Raw genomic sequence first — 23,172 nt, 5'->3', positions numbered from 1 at the left:
TTGTAGAATGTGGTCGAACTAAGTGAAAGGATCACAACAAATGGTGCAACAGGAGTTGAGTATAGATGACAATTAATATCACAGCTGAAATCAAGAATTTAATTGCGATATGTGAAGAGAAGAGTACTGATAGTATTCTTTTTAATTTTGAACACAATGGAATTAAAGGAAGTGTAGTATTTTTTTTAAATAGCATAACATTCATGATCGGGATCAAAGACTATAATGTTGGTTGGTTAGCCTCGGTTACAAACAACTATTTGTCTGAGTCACTTCCCTTAGATGTATTTAGAGAAATAAAAAATATGCTTGATGTTGTTGAATATGTAAAAACCGATAAGGGTGGATATCATAGGCATTCAACATCAGGTTTATTTCAGACTATTAGTGCAAGAATGAGAAGTGTTCAATTGGATGAGGTAATAATTCCTGCGGAACAGGAGCTAATTGAATCCATAAGAAGAACCCGTACCAAAGATAGGAACTATGATAAGGACGGAGAACGCCCTTTCTTTAAAACGTGGTCTAGAAATACCTATAGGGGGCGCGTTGAAGCGCATAATTTAGAAAAAACCAAAAGAGTATTTGGTAGAGATATTGAGAACCACTGTAGAAAAAACAATATAAGTTCAGTCTGGTCAAGTACGCCAACTAATAAAAGTTTGCTCTTTAGAACAAGAACTGAAGAAATCATTAGAGAAATATAAAAAAATATTAGTTATGTATAAATATCAGCATTGTGCAGACTGTACACTAGTTACGTATGAAAATGATTCTATCCTAATCAAGATTGCGGAGGTTATCAAATGAATGATATAACCAATACAACTGCAGGAATGGCAGATCCTTATTGGTACGAGTGGAGTGTAGGGTTACTATATGCTCTTGACATGCTTATTCAAGATAACAATATAAAACATGTTGTATTTCAAACAAGAAAACTTCAAGGCTTAGATGACGTTGTCATACATTATAATAACGATGAAACAGATTGTATTCAAATTAAACATACAAGAGAAAATGCATCATTAACTTTCTCTGATATGATCCAGAGAAGTGATGAGTCAGATTCATATGTTCGTCACTTTTGCTCTGACTGGAAAAGAGCTCAGAAATTAGGGGTTAAATCGTGTAAGGCAGTGTTGTTCACGAATAGAAACATTGGATCAAGAAAGTATACTGTGAATGATTCGGATGGTGGACAATATGAACGACCACCTTTAGAAAAGTTTTGGTCACATATAAGGAACGAGCTACAAAGTGCTGTATATATAAGTGATATAAAAATGGGGGAAGAATGGGAAACTTCCTGGGAACTATGGCTAAGCGAGATGGATGTGCTCAATGATCAGGAAAAGTTATCTTTTCTAAAGAATTTTGAAATAAAGGCTAATCAAGAAGATTTAAACCAAATAATTGATAATGTTGCATTGAAAATTTCAAAATATTTTAAAGTATCTTCCAGAGTTGCTGTTCAGCTTCATAAAAGTTTGTGCTATGCCCTGATGACATGGGCTACGAGTTTAAGGCAGAGAGAAGAAGTAACGAAGGAAGATTTACTTGAAGCGTTGTCTTTGAGCTCAGATAATTTGCAAGGGGTTCATGATATTCCAACAAAAGAACCTTTCTTTTCTTCAAGATATACTTTTGCCGATGAATTGGAAGAAGTTCTTCGAAGTCGACAAATTCCTGTTGTATTTCTAACTGGGGAGCCTGGTGCAGGGAAAACTAATATTGTCAGCCATCTTGCAAATAAAGTGGATTCTGTAATTACTATTAGATTTCATACATTCAAACCACTATCAGCTGAGGAATTATATTTACCTGCTGATAAGGGGGTCAGCGATCCTAAAGCTTTATGGGGCGATTTGTTAATTGAACTTCGAGAATTGTTAAGAGGGAAACTCTCGAAATATTGTGTACCAATTTCTAATGAATTATTACCTACGGTCGAAGAGCTTAGAAGTGAAGTTTTAAGACTTTCAAAAGCATTAGCAATCGAAAGCGGAGTTACGACGGTAATTGCTATTGATGGAATTGACCATGCTGCTCGAGCAGGTGATAAAGTAACTTTTTTAAGTACTCTTGTTCCTCCAGAAGGAGTCCCTGAAAAAGTGTGTTTTTTGATTGCAGGTCAACCTATACATGAATATAATCAATATCCTGATTGGTTAGCGGATAAGGACAAAGTTTTAGAGGTATCTGTTCCTAGGGTTAATGAGCAAGATATTAAACAACTTTACTACGATGCAGGCGTAAATATTTCTAAAGAGTATTCAGATATAGCTATTAAATTAATTCATGACGCAGTGGCAGGCAATACGCTTTCAGCTTTATTTGCAATTTATGAAGCTAAACTTTGTTCTACTGTGGAAGAACTAGATGAACATTTAAGAAATAAAAAATTGTCGAGTGGCATTACCGCTTATTATGAATACATTTGGAAATCTGCAATAGAAAATATACCGGGAGAGTTCTTTTATGTAGATACTGTTTTAGCCGGCATATTTTCTTTATTAAATAAAAAAGTAGATCCTAAAATTATGGTGGATATTTGTGGAGATATAGGTATAACTGAAATGGCGTGGAAGAGAGTTATGCAAAAGTTATATCCTGTTGTTGTAAACAATGAAGGATACTTCGGAGTGTTCCATAACGATGTAAGAATATATTTGGAGAGATATATACGTAAGGATGTCTCTACTTTCATTGATGTTGCAAGCAGAATTGCGGACTACTTAATTCTGAAGAGTGATGATGCAATCAGCAGGCATGAGTTAATTTTTCAATTGCTGAAATATTCTAATAGAGAATATGATTACATAAATGTTTTTACTAAAGAATATGTGATAGAAGCTTTAAGTATAGCAAGGCCTATGGATGAAATAATTGAACAACTTAAACTAACTCTTAAGTCTAATGGTATTATCAACAATATGAATAAAGTAGTTAGTTTAAGTTGCGCTGTCGCAACATTACACCAATTCCAACAGTCGTTACAATGGAGTAATAAACAATATCATGCGAAAGTAGATTTGCCAACCGCGTTATTTAGTGAAAAAAAAGTAGTACAAAAACCGCTTCTGACAGTAGATAAACTCAAGGGGATGTTTGCTGATGTGCAATTGCTGATTAATCATGACGAACTAGATCGAGCAAAGAATGTATTAAAAAGATGGTTAGCTGATTTAGCTCCAGAAGATGTTTATGAACTTTTAATTAATAATCATAATATGACTAGTGAGATACTTGAAGAAGAAATTATCAGAGATATTAACTCTGCTCTTGAGTGGTGGGGGGCGATATGTCAACAAACAATGATCGTTGGTTTTGAGAAAAATCACAATAATAAAGATGATTCTGAAGAAATAAAGCAATCGCGGGCTAATTTTGCAAAAGGTTGGTTGAATGAAGGAAGAGAATATATTGACAATGATATTGTAATGAATACTTTAGAGAATCTGAGTTATTACTTCCAAGAGGACTTAGAGTTATTTCTATCTACATTAATTGATATAAACAATACCGAGATGGTATTGAAGATAACAAATGACTTTACAATCGATGATTTCTCCAAGATTTTTAAAATTAAATTGATTGTATGCACGATACTCAATAATTTGACAGAACCTTATACCAATTTAATGGCGGAAGTTGTGACTGAGCATTTTAATTATATTAAAGAGGCTAACTTTAAATTTGAAAGGGATTCATTTCCACATCATATATTAATTGCGTTTATTCTTTCATATAACGATGTAGACAGTGATGAAATTACTAATCTTAGTTTAAGCATATATAGGCATGGGAAATTGACTAAAAAAGATCGTGATTATTGGGCTGCCCGATCTTTACTCAAAGCAGGCTCTTACTTGGGGTATATGTTTAAATGCTTGAATGATGCTAAGTTATGTGAAATATTACCTGAAGATTTTGAAAATCTAATTGAGGTTCTATTAGATGAGCGAAATATTTACGGAAGATATGATGTTGGCGGTCATGAGATTGAAGCATCTTTATTGAATAAATTGATTTTCGCTACGAACAAATTGGACGAGAGTTATGCTAAAATACTCCAAAAACAATTTGTGAACAGGGCACAAAGATTTGATAACATTCGCCACCTAGATATTTATTGGAGTTATTTGGTGAAAAGAAATGAACTTCAAGTATTGATAGATTTGTTTGATCATTGGATGTGTGAAGATGGATTGGTCTGGAAGCAAGAGTTATCAGAATTAAATGAGATAGCAGAGGAGTTTATAGAAAAGGCGATAGAATTAGGATGGAGTGAGTCGGCAAAAAAAGCTCAGGGAATTTTAAAAAGAAAATTGATTGGTTATGTTGGTAGAAAGGATTATTCCCTGTACACTCCGCTTAAATGGTACCAATTATTAAACAGTTTTGAAAATAGTTACTGGGATACACTCGGCATCCAATTACTCAATGTATCCCAAAATGCGTCTGACACTGGTGATAACAGAGCTGGCGTTGCTATAGATTCCGCAATAGCGATATCGGCAGGGGAAAATGGAGTCAAATCATTATGGGAATTTGCAAACGTCTCACACAACTGGGACCGACAATGGATACAGACTATTTTCGATGGCGTCATTGGTGCGCTTGAGTTTAATGATTTTTCAAAACAGGAATTATTGTCCATATGGGAAGTTGCTACAGAAATTTTTTATGTGTTAGAGAATCCTAGAGAGTATGATGGTGAAAATAAATTAAGAATAGTGTATATAAATGACATAAAAGAAGCTCTTCTTCTGGCGAGTAGTCGGCTCGGCTATGAAAATATAATGGAAGAAATGAAGAAAATATCGAAGTTTCAATTTGGATTAGAAAGGATAAGCAAGGATAAGCATAGTTTTATTATTCCTACTCGATGGTTTGATAAAGATGGATTTCCCTTTGAAAGAACGCAAAATTTTTTAGATAAAACCAAAGAACTATCTGATGATGAAATATGTGTTTATCTAAAAGAACGGTTTGCATTGAATGACGATAGTTTTAGATGGGATTATGTTGTTAGTTTCATCCGCAAATTGAAAGTGTCACACTCAGCAGAGATACAAAGATACACTGTTGATATGTATGAACTATTAATGGAAAGAGAAGACAGTTACAATTGGGAATATGATGGAGCAGATAGAGCATTTAAGGAAATTTTCCCACTCTTAAATAATGAAATGATTCAGAATATATACACTAATTTAGTTAGTGGTCATATTGATAGAGGAACATTTGGTGAGGAATTAAAATTATATTCTATTAATAGTGACTTAGAAAACTTTTCATATTGTTACTCTCAAATACTAACAGAGTGGGAAGTGGTTGATATTTTTTCTGAAATACTTAGTATGCATACATCGTGGCTAACTGGCGGTGGCATTTTGCCTTTGAAGCTCTATTATGAAAAGAGAAAGTTTAGCGATGTAACAGATTGGGTGAACTTCTGTAATAAATTAAAGGCGAATTATATGGAAATTCCTCTGTGAAAGATTAGTGAGCTGTTTCTATCCCCAGATATTTTCTCAAACGATGGTTGATTATATATCCTTATCTTTGGGAAAGAACTCTCACAATAATCCATCGACATTTTTGTGCGTGTTGTCAAGAAAAGTGTGGGAAAGAAGAATAGAGTTGCTCGCCAATACCAAACACTCTTAGCGGATTTCCCGCTAAAATCCTAATTCGTCTCTTTACTTGATGTACAATCTTCCTGAGGTGACCTTACCATGAAGGATGACATGTCAAACCTGATCGAAGATTTGTTTCACGGAAACTTGCGGCTGGACGAGTCGATTCATCCTGAGCACTCCGAATATCAGGAGATCAATCGTCAAATATCAGACCTCATGCAGGCCTTCAAAACACATCTTACCGAGAATGAATACGATGCTTTGGAGCAACTGATAGACTTAATCGGACAATCCACGTCGATGTATGTGGAAGCGGCATTCGAACAAGGTTTTCGCACAGGCGGTAGACTCATCATTGAGATTTTAGGCAAAACGTGAGTGTGAGTATCTTTCAACCTAGAAGCCAGCAAACAATACAAAGCAATTCAAAAATCCCCTTCTCCATTACCACCGATCAGGCTGGCATGGGGGAGGGGATTCTGCTTTAAAATTATTCCTTTATCTCAATAACTACCACTTACCGCGCACCAATATTCGTACCCGATGGCGTACCCGATCCAATCAGATCACTGCCGTTCGCAAGCTTCAGGAAATTACCCAAGACAGGCGTTCCGTCCGCGCTGCGCGTTACCGAAGGCACGAGGGAGACAAAGTCGGCTGCGCTGGCAAGCAGGCCTTTGTCGTTAACGCTTTTCTTGTTTTTCCACCAAACGTTGGTGCTGCTGACGTCGGTTCCGCTGGTTTTGTCACTGGCGCCGCCTTGGAAGGACAGGTTGTTGGTGAAGATGTGGGTGCCTACATCAAAGGCAAAGTTGCTTTGTCCATTGTTCCAGGAGGTGTTGTTTTTCATCTGGATCGAACCGGGATTACTGTTATAGGTGAAGCCGTGCTTTTTATTATTAAAAGCAATATTGTTCTCAACGATGTGATTCACTGCAATCTTCTCACCACCCAGCTTGAAGCCGTTGCCATCGCTGTTAGAGGTGGAAGTACCGTCTGCCGTTGCTCCATTGGCGTAGGCGATGCTGTTACGGATCGTAACCGCGCCGATGGCGCCTGTGTCCGTTTTGCTATAGAGATCCCAGCCATCGTCCACGTTATAGGCGGCAATACAACCGTCGAAGACATTGCCCGGGCCTACAGTTAGTTTTGCCGCAAAACCGTCTGCATCCTCGCCGTCATCTGGGTCATAGTTGTTGTGGGAGTAGGAACGAATCACTTCATTATATGCAGGCCATTCACTCTTGGCGGCTGTGGAAGCATAACGTCCCATTTGAATACCCGTATCCCGGTTGTGATGAGCTTCGATCTGCTCCAGACGGTTGTAACTGCCTCCGATGAAGATGCCGTTGTCGCCCGCACCCTTCACCTCAAGCCCTTTGACGAACCAGTAGTCTCCGAACATTTGCAGTCCACGATTGGTGGAAGCGAAGGTTTGGGCTGAGAAATCAAAGACCGGTTTTTCCGATCCATACGCCACCAGGTTTTTACGTTGGCTCGATGTGCCGCTGTTGCCACGTTCAATGGTAATAGTCTGAGAAAAGCTGTAGTTGCCGCCGCGCAGATAGATGGTCTTGCCTGGGGCGATCTGGGTTAATGCGTTAGCGAGTGACGTAGGGCTGTTCAGTGTTCCCGGATTGCTGGCTGAGCCGCCAGGAGACACATACAGATCACCCGCAGCAAGTGCGATATTCGAAGTCGCCACCGATTCAGAGGGATTTTGCAAGCTGCTCTCGATCAGTTCCTCAGCACCGGCCGATCCACCACCAATCAATAATAGAGGGAACGCGGCGCTCAGACAGATCTGGGCCATTTTCGATTTCAGTGAACGTTCGGATCGTACAGGTGCATGAGTGGATGTAGATGGGAATAATTTCATTACGCAAACCTCCTTGGTTAATTGGGAATAGAATGAAGAGCATGTGGTAGCCGTGTACCAGACCGTTACCTATGAGATAGATCATGCCGGCTGGTTAGATGTAATCTCTAGGACACAGCTTTATGGTAATTGTTGTAAGCGTTATCATCAATAATCATCTGATCAGATGGAGTTACATGCAGGCGGTTCAGGCCTGGAAGCTTCCAATGACTGTAATATCACAAGGGTTATGTAATCTTTCCATTGGGTGATAGCTCTCATTTAACGAAGAATCATCTGAAATGAACGTAGAGAAGTACGCTTTTCAATCCTCAGAGTACCAGTTTTACTTATGATCCACTCATATGAACTTCATTCAATCTAAAATAAATAGCAGTATGCATCCTGAAGTGGAGATTACACTCCAGCTAGTCATGAAAAAGCCCTGATAGCAGCTGCAACTGGCAACTTGACGATCAGGGCTATGTTTAATTCAGAACGTAATCTGCTTACTCAAAATACTCAAATGTACTAACAATGTCAGATTTATCAGTCCAAACGCTGTCCAGCTGCTTTAATATCCGTCCGTCTCACGACTGCGTTTCTCTGCTTGCTCGACACTTGGTTCAGGTTTCGGTTGGACTGTGGCACTATCATCGGTTGGAACAGAGGCCAGCCCTTCAGCCACACGACGACCATAATCGGCATCGGCTTGGGTAAAATGAGAGATCATGCGCTCCCGGATATCCGGTTTGCATTGCGCCAAAGCCCCGACCATGTTGCTGACCAACTCATCTCGCTCCCAATCTTCGAACGCCCGGTACGTATCACCCGCTTGTCCAAAGTCATTGGTACGCTCAATCTTCTCACGAACAAGTTTGCCTTCCACCAGTGGTTCATGTTCCTTGCCACGTGGGGCTGCTTCCTTTAAGCCACCAAGCGACGAAGGTTCGTAATTTACATGTGGATTCTGACCCGGCGCACGATCCACTTGATACTGCATCTGTCCGCCGCTCTGATTCGTGGCTACCCGATTTTTCGGTGCATTCACAGGCAGTTGCAGATAGTTCGCACCAACCCGGTGACGCTGGGTATCCGAATAGGAGAAGGTCCGTCCTTGCAGCAGTTTGTCATCTGAGAAATCCAGCCCGTCCACCAAGACACCTGTCCCGAACGCTGCTTGCTCCACTTCATTGAAATAATCTTCGGGATTACGATTCAACGTCATTTTGCCCACAGGTAGAAAAGGGAACTGATCTTGCGGCCATAGCTTGGTTGGGTCCAGCGGGTCGAAATCCAACTCCGGATGCTCGCCGTCTTCCATCACTTGAACGCACAGCTCCCATTCGGGATAGTCCCCTTGTTCAATGGCGTGATACAGATCCAACGTCGCATGGTTGAAGTTCAGTCCCTGAATCTCGCTCGCGTCTTTTTGCAGCAGGTTGCGTATCCCTTGATTGAGCGGTTCCCAGTGGTATTTAATGAGTACGCCTGTGCCTTCCTGATTGACCCACTTGTATGTATTAACACCCGACCCTTGCATCTGCCGATAATTCGCTGGAATGCCCCATGGAGAGGAGAGGAATGTCACCATATGGGTAGCTTCAGGACTCAGCGAGACAAAGTCGAAAAACCGCTCCATATCCTGTGCATTGGTCAACGGGTCTGGCTTGAAGGCGTGTACCATATCCGGGAATTTAAGCGGGTCGCGAATGAAAAAGATTTTCAGATTGTTACCCACCAGATCCCAGTTGCCATCTTCAGTATAGAATTTTACAGCAAATCCGCGCGGGTCCCGCAGTGTCTCCGGTGAATGTCCGCCATGTATAACGGTAGAGAAGCGAACGAAAACGGGCGTTTGTTTGCCTTTTTCCTGAAACAGACGTGCACGTGTGTACTTCGATACCGGTTCACTCCCGGCTGTTCCATACGCTTCAAATATGCCATGAGCGCCAGCGCCGCGGGCATGGACCACACGTTCCGGAATACGTTCGCGGTCGAAGTGAGTAATCTTTTCGAGAAAATGATAGTTCTCCAGCGTAGTCGGTCCCCGACTGCCAACGGTTCGAACATTCTGATTGTCCGTAATCGGATGACCTTGTCGATCCGTTAATGTCTCAGCTGATTTGTCTGAGGAATGCTCTGGTTGTGAAGACTGATGATTCATGGAGTGGAGCACCGCCTTTCCTTAAAGTGGATTCCTGTATATATTTTCCCTGAAAATTGGTTCTATACATTAAACCTCGCAAATAATCTCGTAAAAAAAGCTTGTCACCCGCTTCATCGCGTGAGATAATTAACTTTTGCCCTGCGGCCTTTTTTGAACGGAAAAATGAAAGAGGACCGCGTCTAAGAATGGAGGCTGACCTAGGATTGTCTACACAACGTTATCCTTTTGCATATGATCCGGCTGAACCTTTTGTATCCCGTCTCGGGGAATGGGTTGCCGATGTTTTTTACGATATTTTGCCAGAGTCCGGCTTCGAGGTACGGGATGAACAGATTTTTATGGCGTACCAGCTCGAACGGGCCTATGGAGATAAAAAGACCATTATGGCGGAGGCCGGTGTCGGAACAGGCAAGACGTTAGTCTATCTGCTCTACGCGGTCTGTTATGCACGTTATACGGGCAAACCGGCGGTGATTGCCTGTGCCGATGAGTCCTTGATTGAACAGCTTGTGAAGCCCGGCGGAGATATTGCGAAGCTGGCTGCACATCTGGACTTGGAAGTGGACGCACGTCTGGGCAAATCACCGGACCAATACGTTTGCTTGAACAAATTAAGTGCAATGCGATTTGCGGATGAGGATGCGCCTGTTATTGAAGAAGTGCATGAGAGCCTTCCGGATTTTGTAAATACGCCGGGTACACTTCAGGCTTTCCATCCGTATGGTGACCGTAAACAGTATCCACATCTGAATGATCGTCAGTGGAACAAAATCAACTGGGACCCGTTCCAGGATTGTTTTGTTTGTCCAAAAAGACAACGCTGCGGCCTGACGCTGTCGCGTGACCATTACCGTCGTTCCAAAGACATCATCATCTGTTCCCATGATTATTACATGGAGCATGTGTGGACCTATGATGCGCGCAAGCGTGAGGGACAATTACCACTGCTGCCTGATCACAGCTCGGTTGTATTTGATGAAGGACATTTGCTGGAAGAAGCAGCCCTGAACGCATTAAGCTACAAACTGAAGCACCGTATCTTCGAGGAACTCGTCACTCGCTTGTTAGAAGGAGAGATTCGTGAATCCCTCGCGGAGCGTGTGGATGAAGCGATTGAGAGCAGTGAGCGACTGTTTGCATTGCTGGATACGTATACGGTGGCGATTCCGGGATCGGAACGGAAAGAAGTTCGGGTAGAGCCGCCACTGCTGCGTGAGATTGAACGCCTGACGAGTGTGCTGGATGCGATCGGTGAGGAACTGGTATTTGAGAGCGGATTGTTCTCGCTGGATGGTTATCAGATGCGTGTCGTGGAAGAACATCTGGACATGATTCAGTCTGCACTTGCTTTGTTCCGTAAGGAAGATGGTTACATCTGTTGGGCGGAAGAGAGCGAGGATGAGACGACCTTATCGATCATGCCGCGCACCGTGAAGGAAATGCTGAACGAGCGTGTGTTCAACACAGGTATTCCAATCGTGTTCTCCTCTGCAACATTATCTGTGGATAGTTCGTTCCGTTATGTAGCGGACAGCTTGGGCATTGATGATTTTGTATCATTCTCGGTGGCTTCCCCGTATGATTATGCGGACAAAATGAAGATGAAAATTACCGATGAAGCTATACCGGGTCACCCGGAGAACGAAAATCGCATGCGTGATGCGGTGTCGTTACTTCAGGAGAGTGGAGGACGTGCGCTGGTTCTGTTCCGTACGATGGAAGAGCTACGTGCGTTCAAGCAGGACATCGTTCATGTACCTGAAGCAGAAGGTTTGCGCTTTATGTATGAGGGCGATCGGGAGATCAGTGATCTGATCGCGGCGTTCCAGCAGGATGAGGAGAGTGTGCTGTGCTCCGTTAATCTGTGGGAAGGACTGGACGTTCCAGGCCCGTCATTATCCAATGTCATGATCTGGTCGCTTCCGTATCCACCACAGGACCCTGTCTTCAATGCGAAACGCAGTGCGTCGGCAGCACCATACGAAGAGATCGATCTTCCGTATATGCTCTTGCGTGTGAAGCAAGGTCTCGGACGTCTGATTCGGACAAGCACAGATTCCGGTTCCGCGGTCATTCTCGATGAATCGCTGTATACCAAAAAGGAAGCCAAAGACCGCATTGCGGCCCTGCTTCCTGAAGGTGTGGAATGGACAACCCTGACACATTAATTAGCTTACGTTAAATATTCTTGCTTTGTTTCATACAAAGTTTCTTACCAAAATAAGTTCTTGTTCTCTGCGGATTCATCATCCGTATGGGAGCAAGAGCTTTTTTGTTTATTTTGATGGTTCCTCTAATGTACTTCTCTTCCCTTTTTTTCAAGGAATTTTCCCTCGCTCCTCGCTCCCAATCGCTCCAACATTCTAACGAACCTACCGCACCATATTAGGGTGATAATGAAGAGATGTAAATTCTAACGAATCTCAGTAACGTTATCCCGCCGAAAATAGCTCTTAAGCCTGTAAATCGACCGAATTTGGAGAAATAACGTCGCTGTGATTCGTTACACGTCAGACCTGCGCAAATAGGAGCGAATAGCGTGTGTCAGGTTCATTAGAACCAATGACCAATGAGCGCTAATAAGGGAGGGCCTCTGTCATGCTCATGACTTATGGGAGATGGAAGCCCCTTTGTGATGTGTATAGATGTTTGCTGTGTTAAAAAATACCCATGCTCAGATACCGTTCCCCGGTATCCGGCGCAATGCAGAGCACCCGGTGCCCCGGCCCCAGTTCCTTCGCGATGCGAAGGGAGGCCCACACCGAAGCGCCAGAGGAAGGGCCGAGCAACAGCCCTTCCCGGGCAGCAAGCTGCCGCATCGTATCCAGTGCGTCCTCATCGGACACCTGGATGATGGCATCCCACACGTCGGTATTCAGGATGTCCGGAATGAACCCCGGACTTGTACCGACGAGCTTGTGTGGTCCGGGCTCGCCACCGGACAACACCGGAGAACCTTTGGGCTCCACCGCATAGATGCGGATATCAGGTAACTGCTTGCGCAGTTCTTCTCCCGTTCCGGTAATGGTTCCGCCAGTCCCGGCCGTAGCGATGAAGGCGTCCAGCCTGCCATCCATCTGCTGCATAATCTCGGGAGCCGTCGTGATCCGGTGAATGTCCGGGTTCGCCTGGTTCTCGAATTGCTGCGGAATGAAACTTCCCGGAATGTCTGCCTGAAGTTCTTTCGCTTTGCGAATCGCACCAGGCATCCGCTCCGCAGCAGGGGTGAGCACTACATCTGCGCCATAGGCTTTCAGAATGTTGATGCGCTCCTTGGACATATTGTCCGGCATGATCAGAATGGCTTTATATCCTTTGGCGGCGGCATTCATCGCAAGACCAATCCCGGTATTGCCGCTCGTCGGTTCAATAATGGTAGCACCAGGGACCAAGTGTCCCGCAAGTTCAGCCTGAACGATCAGGTTGTAGGCGGCACGGTCTTTGACGCTGCCACTTGGGTTGAAGTATTCCAGTTTCACGTATACATCAGCAGAGTTGCTGCCTGTGAGTCTGTTCAGTTTAACGGCAGGTGTCTGGCCGATCAGTTCGGTTACATCTGCGGCAATGCCTGTATGTGCGGGTGTTTGTTTAATCGAATGTGTATTCAAATCCATGAAGTACAACTCCTTGATTGATAAGACGTTGAGAGTATATCCGGTTGAAACTATATCATGCCTTATTGGAATGGTTGGATATCTCTATTCCATCTTAATGAACGTAACCTTCCGTGGTCAACTTGTTTTGCTGGGGAATGGGTTCTATATTGTCAGAGTTGTATCAAGTCTGCGCCAAGTCCATCTGCAGATGCCGACTGAGTTCTTTTTTGACTTCATTACGTGCGAATGTCCACAGCATATAGAACCGTTGCCAATACCCTCTGCACATATACAGAGTTTCGATGCCCTCGGTTTCCCGTTTCTCTTCCAGTACTTTGACACCGCGGGTTCTCATCTGTTTACGAAGGGCCAACATCTCCTTGAGCACATTGTTTTGAATGCGGGTCAGCGACAGAATGTAGACTTCGGGCATCTTCAGTAGCAACGTATCCAGTGTGTGAATATCTCGTTCAAGTACATCCAGCAATAGCGTGCGCACAACCAGACCTTTAATCAGACGATGGTCTTCATCCGCAGGGGATGGGGCGGAAGTTGAGGATGTCATATGTTCACTTCCTTAACCTTTAATTGGAATTTTATATTTACAGAACATGTGTTCCTATATTATAATCAATATATGTAATGGAGATACACAATACAACCGAGAAATATTGGAAGCAAACATTATCGCATTTTCCTAAAGGTACAGATAGTGAGTGAGGCTAGGGATTTAGGGACAAGCCTGCTCCAAAATAAGGTATAATTTATGGGTTTTGCAGGAAACCTAAGGCCATAAACCAAATAAACCTTATGCAATGCAGTCTGCTACAGAAGTAATTACAAGCAATGAATTACTGCAATGAATTGCTATTACGATTATGATCATGATTCAAGGATGCCTTGCCGCAACACGATGGCACCAGGTCAACGAGTAGAAGCAGTTTTATTTTAGAGAAAATGAGCAACAAAAAAGCCCCTGCCTTGGGCGGCGGGGCCTATGGAATACTGCCGATTCAGCGGCAGGTTTGATGATGTGTTCAGAAATTAAGCAAGATATTGAGGCTTTTCGTAGAACGCCTCTTTTTCAAGGATGACCTTATAAGGTCTTTCCTTGCCCTTCAGGGAGGGCCCAATGGTAGTTAGCGGTACGGCCGGCTTGTGGAAACGATCTTCTTCCTTGGGTTCCGGAACCGGTCGTGATGATTCGGGCGCAGAACTGAGGCGTACCTTTTTTTCGCTGCCCCAGCGCTTGCTTATTTTTTTCGTTTCCGGTTTCATTCCGGTTCGCCTCCTAACAAATCGTTGATGGCGTTGAACAGTTGACGATTCTGTAGGTCAATCTGCTGAAATACCGCCTCATCCGCTTCAATATGTCCAATAATGTGAACGGTGATTACATACCTCTTGGCTACAGGATAGCATAGCAGATACTCTTTCTCAAGGTAATCATCATACAGGTTGATCTTGATTTTATTCTCCCGGTAAGAATCAATCACCAGAATGCGCTTGGGATCATCCGGTTGTTTGTCGTCGTTAGCGGACAAGTCATACTTTCTCCCCGGTTCTCCAACATTACCACATAATTGCTCGATGTAACCACTGTCATCTGTACGGTATATGGCTGTGCCACGTACAGCGAATGGAGGATGAGAGACAAAGGCAGTACGTAAGGCATCGCTCATTCGCTCCAGCATCTTGGCATCTGCTTTGCGGGTACGCAGCAATTCCCTAAAGAACCGCAGCAACTTAAGCAGTTGTAACCTTGCTTCTCCCTCAGTGCGTTTATGCTTCTCAATGATGTTCTCCAATTCTGGATCACTCCAGCGTCCTTGTTCCTCAATACTGTCTGCGATTTTGGAACATGCCACGGACACGGCTGGTGCCCACTTTCCGTCAGAACGGATTTCATATACGAGTGGATTTAACCCCAGCAGATCTGTGGGCATACGCAATCCTTCAACCTTAGTTGTGTCCTTGATGTCTGTAATATCTTCAGGAAGAATGAAAAAAATACGTTTTCGTCCCAGACGACCCATAAACAGACCCATTTCCAGCATTGTATTATCCCGGACCGACGCGTAGTACTTCCCGCGGATTTTGGATATATCATCCGGATGAAAAATAAAAATGGCAAAGTCAGTCGTACGGACCTCTACTTCCAGATCGTCCATGGTATAGCTGCTTGGATTAAAAACCCCAGAATACCAAGGGGTAACTTCGGCTGAAAAACGTAAGTTTTCGTGTACTGCGGCTGCAATCGGCTTCGCTTCCAGCGAGCAGCCAATAAAGACTCTTGGCTTTAACGTTTTCATCAATCCGCCTCGCTTAAACGGTAGTGGGATTCAATTGTTATATTATACCATAAACAGCAGAGTAAGTCTGGAAACGTCTGAACTGGACAAAGAATAAGCCGATTACGTTTGCTATAGTGTATGTGTGAAAGGAAAATGATTCCTTTAAAAAGCGCAAGAAAATAAAAAAAGGCCCCAATTTGTCACAGTTGGGTGACTGACAGTTATTTTTGGAAGCTTTGGTCATAGAATAAAGGAGCAGGTTGCACCATTAGCAAGCATTGCTTATCCTGGTGTTGCCGTATGACTGCTGGAGCAGTCCAAAGGCTGCTTTATGCCTGTTTTTGAGGGGTCTACTGTTTAGACCCGGTCACGTTGGTGTTATATAATAGAAGAACAAGCAAGTTAGCTTTGGTGTTTAAACTGAATGAACTTGCAACTGCTGTAAGTTGGATTTACAATTTACACAGGAACGAAGAGTGCAGAACCCATCTGTAGAAGCGAAGCGTTCGTCTGAAAGCTTTTTGAATGAAAGCAGATTCGGAAGCATAAGCTATCACCGGATTTTCCCCAGAGGGAAAATGGAATTCCAAAAATCCGGGGATAACCGCGATCAAAAGAGGGTACTGTAATCCAAGTGTAAGTGTACAATTAAATGTTCAAGCTTACGCATTGTAGTTATTTTTCAGTTTAACTGAGCACAGCTAACCACAACAGAACAGAAAGGATCAGGATACCATGAGTTCCCGAAGGACAATCTCCCCAAGGACGATCTGGAAACGTTACGATCTCTCATACACATAGCGCCCCTTGTAGAGTACACCAACCGGTTTCAAAAAAACGGCTGACTCTGCGAAAGAGGGGATTGGAATGAATATTCGAAGGACGTACACGATGATTTCTTCCAGGCTTACCTTTTGCAGGGTACGGTCGGTCTAAAAAACCAACCTACAAACTGCGAGGGAACCTGAATGAAGAGAACATCGTTAACCTTACAACACGTTAAAACAGAGGCGATCAAATTCGCCATTATGCTACTCGGTACATTTATTTTAGCTTTTGCTTATTATCACATTAACTTTCAGAATCATTTATCGGAGGGCGGATTTGTTGGTCTGGCCCTGCTCGGAAAATACGCAACAGGCTTATCACCTGCTATCGGTATGTTGTTACTGGACATTCCGGTCATGATCCTGGCTTGGTTCCTTAAAGGCTGGAAATTCATGATTCAGGCATTGCTTGGCGTCGGTGCATTTTCCCTATTCTATGACGGCTTTGAACGATACTCCACACTGGTATTGTCGTTTAACGGAAATCTGTGGATTCCGGCAGTTCTATCCGGTATATTGACAGGGGTAGGCGCTGGGATCGTGCTTCGATTCGGTGGAGCGACAGGTGGAGACGATATTCTCGCCGTGCTGGTTAGCCGCTGGAAGGGATGGAAGCTGGGAACAGTTTTCTTTGTCAGCGATGCTTTTGTATTGGGATTGTCGCTTTTCTTTCTTCCGGTAAAAGAAACTTTATATACGATTCTGGCCGTATGGATTGCCAGCAAAGTCATCACGTACGTCGTTAGTGTTCCGGCTCGCGGAACCGTGGTTACAACTTCGGCGGTGAAATTGCCGATGCCATCGGCTGCAGCCAAGGCAGTTAACGCTGCTGCTATTTCACAACGGACTACGGTGGCTAGAGGGGTATCCAATTAACCATACGTTTCAGAACAACCATAACCTGTATGCATCATATTCAGGTCTTGATAGTTAAAGTTCATACAAAATCCCTTTTGACTGCTCTTCAGCAGCAAAAGGGATTTTGTTGTTTTCCGATTCATTCAAGACTTGATCGAAGAAGCAATCTGACCATCCTGATTATGGATAATCGCTCGAATATTTTGTTTGCTACTCAGTTCTTTGGCCTTATCTACAGCTTCTGCCTTAGTATCAAATGTGGACAGATAGGTAGACTTTCCTTCTTCCTTGATCGCCCAACCGGAGTCGGTAGGCACGACATGGATGTTGTCATGACTTTTGGACGAAGAGACGGGCTCGGAATGACGGCGATCTGTGGAAGACGACTTTTTAGGGTTGGAATTATCGGAAGAAGATGTGGAGTCCGATTTCGAACTTTCCGGTGCGGGATGATTTTCATCCCATTCTTCCGCCTTAGCTGTCGCTATGGCAATCGAGCGTCCTTCCTCATACCCGTCATCGAGCAGAGCATTGGCAATCTCAATTGCTTTATGTCTGACACGTGGTTCCAGGTTCTTCATGGATACCGGATAATCATGTTTGTTCCAAGGCATATAAACCCCTCCTGTACAATAATGGATTAGTTGTATATTACCCTCTGAGGTGAGGGATAAACGATGAACATCCGAGGTCGTAAGTGCATTTACCGATGATCTATATAAATTGAAATAAACATTTACACGAAACGGAGAGGACAGAAAAAACCTGAAGAAACGAAGTGTTCGCCTTTATCCCCGGATTTACCCCTTTATAAAAGGAATCAAAAAAATCTGGGGATAACAGCGATCGGAAGGTTGTTCTGTCATCGGAGTGTCCAGTGTAAACATTCTTTATTTCAACTTATATAAAGGGATCTCGTTCCTATACTTTTGCAAGTCAGAGGAGTATAATGCTGTCCATGAAAGAAATAAGTTCAATAACAGGAATATAAAGGAGTACGTACATATGTTTAGTCTTAGTCTGGCAATCCCTATGCTGTTCACCATGCTGATTCATGCCGCAGACAGCTTGTCATACGCGCTCCGCCTCGGTGGATTACGCACCCGCAGAATCGCGTTGGCCATTTCATTGGCAGGTATCTTGTTGTTGGTTTCTCGAACCTCGAATATGGCCCAGGGTCCGATGGTAGGTAATCTAGTGGATACTGCAACACGTGGAACCAATCCACACTTTGCGGCGCAGCTGCACTGGTTAATGGGTGCGGCAACAATTGGAACGGCATTAGCCATATTGTGTTTTCCAACCATGGTGAAGCTCTCATCAAGAATGGTTGTACATTTTGAAGCAGCCGGTTCCATCCCTGCGATGGTTCGCGGTATGCTGAAGCGAAGCAAGATTAGAAATGCAACGTATTACATCACCCCGCCATCCTGGAAGATGGCCAAACGATTGGTACAACATGGGATGCCAAGACGGTTAATGCTGCTTAATGTAGCGGTAACCGCAATCTATACCACAGGTGTCCTGTCCAGCTTATACGCAGCGTACCTTTACCCAGGGCAGGCTGTAGCTGCATCCCAATCAACCGGGTTAATTAACGGAATAGCGACTATTTTGTTAACCATCCTGATTGATCCGCGGATTTCCCTGCTCAGTGACAAATCATTACGTGGCGAGATCCGTTTGGATCGCATGAATCAGATCTATGGATGCATGCTCGTATCCCGTTTATTCGGTACTCTGTTGGCACAGTTGTTATTAATTCCATTTGCGTATTGGATCGGTTGGATTGTAAGTATGATGTGACGACTTCTTTCCTGAATTGTAGCCAGGCACTCTCTTGTACATCCTTTTGAAACAGCAAATGAGAGGGTGCCTGAGCAAATTGAATTGACGGGGTATTTGTGCTGTGATACTATTAGACCGAATAGTCGGTTTAATTTATGGAGGTTTTTCCAATCGAAGTTAAACGAAGAAAAGATGTTACCCAGATAAAGAAAGACATTGCACGTAATACCAAGGAACTGTTTGCCCAAAAGGGATATAGTGCAACTTCCATGGAAGACATATGTACGATTAACAATCGGAGTAAAGGCAGCATCTATTATCATTTCAAAAGCAAAGAAGAGTTATTTATGTATCTAATCAAGCTTAACAATGAAGATTGGATGGATGCTTGGCTGGACAAAGAATCCGGGTATAAGACTGCCATAGACAAACTGTACGGACTTGCTGACCATTATGTAGATGATTTGGCTAACCCGCTGAATCACGCCATTAACGAGTTTGTCTCGGGTCAGGTCGTCAGTCAGGAGATGCTTGATGAGATGCTTTCCCTGATCCGAATTCCGTATGCGACATACGAGTCCATTATTACTAAAGGGATGGAAGATGGAGAGTTAAAACCGGATGACCCACAGGATGTAATGCACATCATCTACGGTCTGTTTAGCGGATTGACTACACTCTATTATGAGAAGGACCTGACGGATATTCGTCGTATTTACCACAAAGGCATAGCCAGTCTGCTGGCAGGTATTCAACAACATTAATTATGAAAAGCTGATGTAACTGTCAGTTTTTCTTTTTAAATATTAATAAACCGGACAGTCGGTTTAAAAGAGGAGATGGCGAATGAACACATTGTTCAGAAACAAAGCTTTTTTAATCGTGACAGGGTCTGATCTGCTACAAAATCTGGCGATATGGATCCGGAATATGGCAATCCTCTATTATGTAATGGATCGAACTCAAGGAAGTCCAATAGCTGTCTCGCTGATTACCGTACTTGAATATGCCCCGATTTTTGTTTTCTCCATCATTGGTGGTGCACTTGCTGATCGCTGGAATCCCAAACGTACGATGATACTGGGGGATATTCTGAGTGCGTTGTCTATTGTCATGATTATCGGTGTTTTATCTTCCGGGTATTGGCAGATTCTATACGTAGCCACGTTTGTATCCTCTATCGTTAGCCAGTTTTCTCAACCATCCTCTCTAAAGATTGTGAGGCGAAATGTAAAGGGAGAACATTTGCAGTCTGCAATTGCTATTACCCAGAGTGGTCAATCGTTGTTTTTAATTCTCGGTCCAATCGTCGGAACGTTTATATACACTGCAATGGGAATTCAGGCATCCATGTACGCATTACTCATTCTATTCCTGATCTCTGCGCTTCTACTCACATTACTGCCTAAAGACGCCACTCAGCGGGTAACAAGTACCTCATTATTAGCGGATATCAAAGAGGGCTGGCAATATGTTGCTCGATCTCGCTCGTTAAAAATGCTTAGTCTGGTATTCATCTGTATAGGGCTTTCTGCAGGTCTCATCAGTCCACTTGGAATATTTCTGATCACTGAACGTCTGGGACTTGAAGCAACGTCGTTACAGTTTCTCTCTGGAGCGTCCGGAATAGGTTTATTGATTGGAGGAGGTATTGCGGCTGCTGTAAGTGCCAAGCTGAACCAGACCTTAACTCTGCTTGTAGGTGTGCTGTGTCTGGCTGTAGCCACGATGGGGGAAGTGTTATCCAGTTGGTTCTGGCTGACCCTTTTGATCAGCTTCTTGAGCTCAATCAGTATGGCATTTATCAACGTCATCATCTCCACGTACTTGGTCACTCGGATAGATGAGCACTTGATCGGGAGAGTGAATGGCACCATCACCCCTTTATTCATAGGAAGTATGCTTCTTGGATCTTCCATGGCAGGTGTACTGATGAACAGCACATCCATTTTTATCGTCTACGCAATTTCGGTTACCGTGATGATCATGGGTATTGTTCCAGCGATGCGAATTCAATTTCGTAATGATCAGACGGCTTCTGCCAGCCAATTAAATTCGGAAATCTCTTCGAGCCAAACCTAATCAATGCATTCTCATGCAACAATAGTTTGTCTATGAAAAAAAGAATGTACAACAAAAAAGCAGCGGGATCATCCCACTGCTCTTTTTGTATTTGCATTATAACTTATTGGAAAAGGACGGCGTACTCACCGTATCCTTCTTTTTGCAAGTCTTCTTTGGGTACAAAACGAAGTGCCGCAGAGTTGATGCAATAACGCATTCCACCTGCTTCGGCAGGACCATCGTTGAACAGGTGACCCAGATGGGAATCGCCCTCACGACTTCTCACTTCGGTACGAATCATGAAGTGGCTGAGATCGGTTTTTTCCTTCACGTTGTGGTCACGCAATGGACGTGTGAAGCTCGGCCAGCCGCAGCCGGAGTCGTATTTGTCGGTAGAACTGAACAATGGCTCGCCAGATACGATGTCCACATAGATACCATCACCGTGGTGATCCCAGAATTCGTTATGGAATGCAGGCTCGGTCGCGCTGTTCTGCGTAACTTCATATTGAATCGGCGTCAAACGCTCTTTCAGACCGTCTTTATCCACGTTACCGGTCCAGTTGCGTTCGATGAAATCTACACGTCCAGAACCTTTGCTGTAGCGTTTGTAATGGGCAGGGTTCTTCCGGTGATAATTTTGGTGATGTTCTTCCGCTTCATAGAACGGTTTGGCTGGCAAAATCGGAGTGAAGATTGGTTTGTCAAAACGTCCACTTTGTCCCAGCTCCGCTTTGGAAGTTTCCGCAATCTGGCGCTGTTCTTCGCTGTGATAGAAGATGGCCGTCTGATAGGAAGATCCACGGTCATGGAATTGCCCGCCTGTATCCGTAGGATCAATCTGCTGCCAGAACAGTTCAACCAGTTTCTTATAAGGGAAGATGGCAGGGTCAAACGTAATTTGCACAGCCTCTACATGTCCTGTTGTCTCCGAGCAGACCTCTTCATATGTTGGATTCTCGGTATGTCCTCCTGTATAACCCGATACGATCTTATGAATACCGGGCAGTTCTTCAAAGGGGGATACCATACACCAGAAGCATCCGCCTGCAAAAGTTGCTAACTCACTTGAATGTTGTTCCATGCTATAGTCACTCCATTTCTGATGAAGATTTAGCGCTCGTGTTCGAGCTCCAGCAATCTACCGTTTTATTAAAACTTGTTACACAAGCATTAGGCTTGCTCTTCTATTATATCCTGAATTGGCAAGCCAACCAAGCCGGAATGAAAACAAGCTGAATCTGAACGGTTTGCGAATTCTGAATTCAGGCTTTGTTGCGTGACCGAAAGCGAAATAAGAGCAATACAATGGCCATGAGCACCAGATATCCGGCAAGGATGGCCAGGCTCAGCCAGATTGAGGTTTCAGCTTGTGCACCTGCATAGGCAAATACAAAAATCGCTGGCATTTTCCCAATGGCCGTGGCAAGCATGAAGACCCAGAATGGCGTGTACGTTATACCTGCGTAGATATTAACGGCCATCTGAGGCACGATCGGCAACAGTCGCATCGACATGACACCCATGAACGGATGTGCTTCCATCCATGTGGTAAAACGGTTCAGACCCCGAATACGTTCGAGGTACGATCTCGCCTGATGTCTGAAGATGGTTCTTGCTCCGCCATACACGAGCATGGCTGCAAGTGTGGTGCCAAGCCAGCATATCCAGGCTGCCGTGGTGGTACCGTAACTGTAACCAAAGGCGATAATAACAAACTTATAAGGAATTACAGGCACAAGAGCAAACAATGTTGCCATGGCGAGTAACAGCGGAATGGACTGATGAAGATCTGTCCAGGCCAGCAGTTCATATCTGTAAATAAACGTGACTCCTGCAAGTAAAACATATAACAGAAGCCATAACCATTTTCGCAAAATCCCAAACGCTCCTTTCAGATCAGGCAGGTCTGGTCGTGTCCCGATCTGTACTGCTGTTCCTCCTAAGTTTACCACGTTCGCCCATTGTCTGAACAATTCGTGCGAAGTGTGCTGCAATCACTGGCAAGTTGCTGTCCGAAGGGTTACACTATAGGACGTGGAAATATAGAACCGAACTGAAGGTGGAAT

16 protein-coding genes and 1 pseudogene are annotated in these 23,172 nt (G+C 43.8%); 8 read left to right on the top strand and 9 right to left on the bottom strand.

Annotation, left to right across the window (positions count from 1 at the left end; genetic code table 11):
* Positions 1-65: 65 nt before the first annotated feature.
* From MHI55_RS20780 to MHI55_RS20770, 3 genes are all read left to right on the top strand, one after another.
* Positions 66-707 (top strand): DUF6037 family protein, encoded by a 642-nt coding sequence (locus MHI55_RS20780; RefSeq protein ID WP_340386751.1) that lies wholly within the window; start codon positions 66-68, stop codon positions 705-707.
* Between the two features lie 99 nt (positions 708-806).
* Positions 807-5,504 (top strand): ATP-binding protein, encoded by a 4,698-nt coding sequence (locus tag MHI55_RS20775; protein WP_340386749.1) that lies wholly within the window; start codon positions 807-809, stop codon positions 5,502-5,504.
* 240 nt (positions 5,505-5,744) lie between these two features.
* Positions 5,745-6,026 (top strand): DUF6809 family protein, encoded by a 282-nt coding sequence (locus MHI55_RS20770; RefSeq protein WP_340386747.1) that lies wholly within the window; start codon positions 5,745-5,747, stop codon positions 6,024-6,026.
* Between the two features lie 139 nt (positions 6,027-6,165).
* On the opposite strand, the gene MHI55_RS20765 is transcribed toward MHI55_RS20770, so the two are convergent.
* Together MHI55_RS20765 and MHI55_RS20760 are read right to left on the bottom strand one after the other, a co-directional pair.
* Positions 6,166-7,527, bottom strand: a complete 1,362-nt coding sequence (locus MHI55_RS20765; protein ID WP_340386746.1) for a right-handed parallel beta-helix repeat-containing protein — start codon at positions 7,525-7,527, stop codon at positions 6,166-6,168.
* A 646-nt stretch (positions 7,528-8,173) separates the two neighbouring features.
* A pseudogene (locus tag MHI55_RS20760) lies at positions 8,174-9,673 on the bottom strand (catalase); the annotation flags it as partial.
* A 206-nt stretch (positions 9,674-9,879) separates the two neighbouring features.
* On the opposite strand from MHI55_RS20760, the gene MHI55_RS20755 reads away from it, so the two are divergent.
* Entirely contained in the window at positions 9,880-11,844 is a 1,965-nt protein-coding gene (locus MHI55_RS20755; protein WP_338587805.1) for an ATP-dependent DNA helicase, read from the top strand.
* Positions 11,845-12,333: 489 nt separating this feature from the next.
* On the opposite strand, the gene cysK is transcribed toward MHI55_RS20755, so the two are convergent.
* The 4 genes from cysK to MHI55_RS20735 form a co-directional block, all read right to left on the bottom strand.
* Positions 12,334-13,290 (bottom strand): cysteine synthase A, encoded by a 957-nt coding sequence (gene cysK / locus MHI55_RS20750; RefSeq protein ID WP_340386744.1) that lies wholly within the window; start codon positions 13,288-13,290, stop codon positions 12,334-12,336.
* 163 nt (positions 13,291-13,453) lie between these two features.
* Positions 13,454-13,837, bottom strand: a complete 384-nt coding sequence (locus MHI55_RS20745; protein ID WP_339186606.1) for a hypothetical protein — start codon at positions 13,835-13,837, stop codon at positions 13,454-13,456.
* A 479-nt stretch (positions 13,838-14,316) separates the two neighbouring features.
* On the bottom strand, positions 14,317-14,550 hold the full coding sequence (locus MHI55_RS20740; protein ID WP_017687536.1) for a hypothetical protein: 234 nt from the start codon (positions 14,548-14,550) through the stop codon (positions 14,317-14,319).
* A complete protein-coding gene (locus tag MHI55_RS20735; protein ID WP_051447360.1) occupies positions 14,547-15,584 on the bottom strand; it encodes a nucleotide-binding protein in 1,038 nt (345 codons plus the stop codon). The genes MHI55_RS20740 and MHI55_RS20735 overlap by 4 nt, the downstream gene beginning before the upstream one ends.
* A gap of 950 nt (positions 15,585-16,534) precedes the next feature.
* On the opposite strand from MHI55_RS20735, the gene MHI55_RS20730 reads away from it, so the two are divergent.
* On the top strand, positions 16,535-17,269 hold the full coding sequence (locus tag MHI55_RS20730) for a YitT family protein (protein WP_036614465.1): 735 nt from the start codon (positions 16,535-16,537) through the stop codon (positions 17,267-17,269).
* A 125-nt stretch (positions 17,270-17,394) separates the two neighbouring features.
* Here the strand turns inward: MHI55_RS20730 and MHI55_RS20725 are convergent, their stop codons facing one another.
* On the bottom strand, positions 17,395-17,865 hold the full coding sequence (locus MHI55_RS20725; protein ID WP_340386742.1) for a DUF2188 domain-containing protein: 471 nt from the start codon (positions 17,863-17,865) through the stop codon (positions 17,395-17,397).
* 391 nt (positions 17,866-18,256) lie between these two features.
* Between MHI55_RS20725 and MHI55_RS20720 the strand changes: the two genes are divergently transcribed.
* From MHI55_RS20720 to MHI55_RS20710, 3 genes are all read left to right on the top strand, one after another.
* Positions 18,257-19,057 carry a lipid II flippase Amj family protein gene (locus tag MHI55_RS20720; RefSeq protein ID WP_036614460.1) on the top strand — a complete coding sequence of 267 codons (801 nt, stop codon included), beginning with the start codon at positions 18,257-18,259 and terminating at the stop codon, positions 19,055-19,057.
* 137 nt (positions 19,058-19,194) lie between these two features.
* Positions 19,195-19,803: a TetR family transcriptional regulator C-terminal domain-containing protein gene (locus tag MHI55_RS20715; protein ID WP_340386740.1), complete on the top strand. Its 609-nt coding sequence runs from the start codon at positions 19,195-19,197 to the stop codon at positions 19,801-19,803.
* Positions 19,804-19,885: 82 nt separating this feature from the next.
* Positions 19,886-21,121, top strand: coding sequence for an MFS transporter (locus MHI55_RS20710; protein WP_340386737.1), 1,236 nt, complete (start codon positions 19,886-19,888; stop codon positions 21,119-21,121).
* Between the two features lie 103 nt (positions 21,122-21,224).
* Here the strand turns inward: MHI55_RS20710 and msrA are convergent, their stop codons facing one another.
* On the bottom strand, positions 21,225-22,187 hold the full coding sequence (msrA, locus tag MHI55_RS20705) for a peptide-methionine (S)-S-oxide reductase MsrA (RefSeq protein ID WP_127545601.1): 963 nt from the start codon (positions 22,185-22,187) through the stop codon (positions 21,225-21,227).
* 181 nt (positions 22,188-22,368) lie between these two features.
* Positions 22,369-23,058, bottom strand: a complete 690-nt coding sequence (locus MHI55_RS20700; RefSeq protein WP_340386735.1) for a VTT domain-containing protein — start codon at positions 23,056-23,058, stop codon at positions 22,369-22,371.
* Positions 23,059-23,172 lie beyond the last annotated feature (114 nt).

Source organism: Paenibacillus sp. FSL E2-0151, from assembly GCF_037993015.1.
Taxonomy (GTDB): Bacteria; Bacillota; Bacilli; order Paenibacillales; family Paenibacillaceae; genus Paenibacillus; species Paenibacillus amylolyticus.
The sequence above is the reverse complement of the archived record's forward strand: the minus strand, read 5'-3'. Positions and strand labels throughout refer to the sequence as shown.

Excerpts from the sequence above, each read along its gene's own strand:
- MHI55_RS20780 (WP_340386751.1), top strand. The coding sequence starts at position 66 with ATGACAATTAATATCACAGCTGAAATCAAGAATTTAATTGCGATATGT.
- MHI55_RS20775 (WP_340386749.1), top strand. The coding sequence starts at position 807 with ATGAATGATATAACCAATACAACTGCAGGAATGGCAGATCCTTATTGG.
- MHI55_RS20770 (WP_340386747.1), top strand. The coding sequence starts at position 5,745 with ATGAAGGATGACATGTCAAACCTGATCGAAGATTTGTTTCACGGAAAC.
- MHI55_RS20765 (WP_340386746.1), bottom strand. The coding sequence starts at position 7,527 with ATGAAATTATTCCCATCTACATCCACTCATGCACCTGTACGATCCGAA.
- cysK (WP_340386744.1), bottom strand. The coding sequence starts at position 13,290 with ATGGATTTGAATACACATTCGATTAAACAAACACCCGCACATACAGGC.
- MHI55_RS20745 (WP_339186606.1), bottom strand. The coding sequence starts at position 13,837 with ATGACATCCTCAACTTCCGCCCCATCCCCTGCGGATGAAGACCATCGT.
- MHI55_RS20740 (WP_017687536.1), bottom strand. The coding sequence starts at position 14,550 with ATGAAACCGGAAACGAAAAAAATAAGCAAGCGCTGGGGCAGCGAAAAA.
- MHI55_RS20735 (WP_051447360.1), bottom strand. The coding sequence starts at position 15,584 with ATGAAAACGTTAAAGCCAAGAGTCTTTATTGGCTGCTCGCTGGAAGCG.
- MHI55_RS20730 (WP_036614465.1), top strand. The coding sequence starts at position 16,535 with ATGAAGAGAACATCGTTAACCTTACAACACGTTAAAACAGAGGCGATC.
- MHI55_RS20725 (WP_340386742.1), bottom strand. The coding sequence starts at position 17,865 with ATGCCTTGGAACAAACATGATTATCCGGTATCCATGAAGAACCTGGAA.
- MHI55_RS20720 (WP_036614460.1), top strand. The coding sequence starts at position 18,257 with ATGTTTAGTCTTAGTCTGGCAATCCCTATGCTGTTCACCATGCTGATT.
- MHI55_RS20715 (WP_340386740.1), top strand. The coding sequence starts at position 19,195 with ATGGAGGTTTTTCCAATCGAAGTTAAACGAAGAAAAGATGTTACCCAG.
- MHI55_RS20710 (WP_340386737.1), top strand. The coding sequence starts at position 19,886 with ATGAACACATTGTTCAGAAACAAAGCTTTTTTAATCGTGACAGGGTCT.
- msrA (WP_127545601.1), bottom strand. The coding sequence starts at position 22,187 with ATGGAACAACATTCAAGTGAGTTAGCAACTTTTGCAGGCGGATGCTTC.